The following is a 2105-nucleotide window of genomic DNA, read 5'->3' on the forward strand; positions in this document are numbered from 1 at the left end:
GATGGGCTGTTCATTGAACAACGCCTACATGCAGCACTCGCTGCTGGCGCTGGTCGTCATTCCGGAGCTCAGGATCTCCGATGTCGGCCTGATCGATGTGACGACATTCCAGAAGGTCGATCTGTTCGTCTAGGATTGTTGATATTCAGGCCATGCCGACCTGTAAGTAGCGATTTTCTGCGCTTCCGGTGCTCACGTACTTAAGTACGCTCCGCTCCGGTTCTCGAAAACCACCACTTTCGGCTCGGCCTGACCCGAATCTCAACAATCCTAGGGCCAATGCCGCCCGCTGGCTCACCCGCCGGTGGCGATGGTCAGCACCTTGAACGGCGTGGTGATGACGATCTCGGCGACCGAGCCGACGGCCTTGCCGAGGCCCTGGCCGAGATTGTTGAGCTGTGTCGGGTCGGGTTCGTCCGAGGCGAGGCCCGCCGGCGCCCGCAGCCGGGCGCCGAGCAGTTGCACCAGCATCGGGTTGTCGGCGAATTTGGCGTGGTTGAGGCGGTCGCCGCCCTTGGCCTGGGAAAGATCGACCACCGACACGCCATAGCTGGCGAGGTCTGCAGCGTTGCCGTAGTCGCCGACGCGCGGCTTGTCGCCCGAGATCAGGGACGAGAGCTTGAGAGCCCGGTCATCCGCAGAGAGCAGGATGGCGAACGGCTTGTCGGGTTTGCCGTAGCGGATCATCTGCTTCTTGAAGACGTCGACATCGATGTCGGGCGAGGCCAGGATGACGTAGCCCAGTTTGCCGCCGAGATCCCGGTCGCCGGTGATGGCAAGCTGGCGCAGCGTCTCCATGGTCACCCAGGTTCCCATCGAATGGGCGATGATGTCGATGCTCTTGACCTTTGTCTTGGCCAGCATCCTGAGCGTCGCCTCGAGGTCGTCGCGCGCTGCGTTGGCGCTTTCCTTGTCGTAGATGTAACCCGTGGTCTTGCCGCTCGAAGCCCAGGAGAACAGCACCGGGGTGCCGGGATATTTGGTGTCGTGGGCGATCTGCGTCAGCCGGTAGATGCCGTCGTCAAAACCGTTGTTGAAGCCGTGCACGAAAACCAGCGCACGGTCGCCGCGCATGGAAATGTCGGCGCCGACCGCTTTGGCGAACTGGGGCGCGCCTTCATAGAAAGTGACGTCCTTGGCGGTAAAATCCTTGGCAGGATTGCTGTTTGCCGATCCCTTGGCCCGCTCGATGGCGCCGACCTGATGGCTTTTGGGAACGGTGACGTCGACACGGGCAAAGCTGGTGGTCAGCGAGCGATCGCCGTCGTAAACCTGTCGCGGCTCTTTTGTTGCCCTCTGGCGGGTGGTGGCGACGAAGATTTCATGCGTGGCCGCGATGTCGGATGCGGGCACCGAGACCGTCGTCCTGTTGAGCAGGTCGTGCGTTTTCCCGCCAGCGCAGCCGGTGACAGCGAGCGCCGATGCAACGACGAGGTAGCTCTTCGAACGCACGGTCACACGCAGGCTCCCGCAAAAGGGGACGTCAAACGCGTGACGTCGCTGGCTATTCCGATAAGGCCAGAGACCGGCGCGGTCCAGTTCAAAGTGAATCCATACGTCCGCGATGCCGGGCAGGCATCGCCGCGAGACCGCACCTATTGGCCAAGCAGGCTGATGCGGTCGGTGACATCACGGTCGCTGGCAAAGCCGTCATCCTCGCGCAGCCGCTGGCCGATCATCTTCACCAGCGTCGGATTGTCGGCGAATTTCGTATGGTTGAAGCTGTCCGATCCCTTGACCTTGGACAGGTCGACGACCGTCACGCCATAGGAGGCAAGATCGGCGGCATCCTTGTAGTCGCCGACACGCGGCCGTGAACCGGCGATCAGGCCGGAGAGCCGCAGCGCACGGTCGTCGTCCGATAACAGCAGGATGAACGGCTTGTCGGGCTTGCCATAGCGCCGCATCTGGCTCTTGAACACGTCGACATCGATGTCGGGCGAGGCCAGCACCACGTCGCCGAGCTTGCCGCCGAGATCGCGATCGCCGGTGATGGCCATCTGGCGCAGCGTTTCCATGGTGACCCAGGTTCCGAGCGAATGTGCGACGATGTCGATGCGCCGCGCGCCGGACTGCTCCAGCATCCTGAGCGTCACCTCCAACTG

3 protein-coding genes are annotated in these 2105 nt (G+C 62.6%); 1 reads left to right on the plus strand and 2 read right to left on the minus strand.

Annotated features, from left to right (window positions below; all coding sequences use genetic code 11):
• Nucleotides 1–133 (plus strand): adenine deaminase C-terminal domain-containing protein (locus EN879_RS33240; RefSeq protein WP_164774741.1); only part of this gene is annotated, 133 nt, incomplete at its 5' end.
• Nucleotides 134–294: 161 nt separating this feature from the next.
• Here the strand turns inward: EN879_RS33240 and EN879_RS33245 are convergent.
• On the minus strand, nucleotides 295–1458 hold the full coding sequence (locus EN879_RS33245; RefSeq protein WP_127274571.1) for an alpha/beta hydrolase: 1164 nt from the start codon (nucleotides 1456–1458) through the stop codon (nucleotides 295–297).
• 137 nt (nucleotides 1459–1595) lie between these two features.
• A partial coding sequence (locus tag EN879_RS33250; protein WP_127274572.1) for an alpha/beta hydrolase occupies nucleotides 1596–2105 on the minus strand: 510 nt, incomplete at its 5' end.

It is taken from the genome of Mesorhizobium sp. M7A.F.Ca.AU.002.02.1.1, assembly GCF_003998535.1.
Classification (GTDB): Bacteria; Pseudomonadota; Alphaproteobacteria; order Rhizobiales; family Rhizobiaceae; genus Mesorhizobium; species Mesorhizobium ciceri.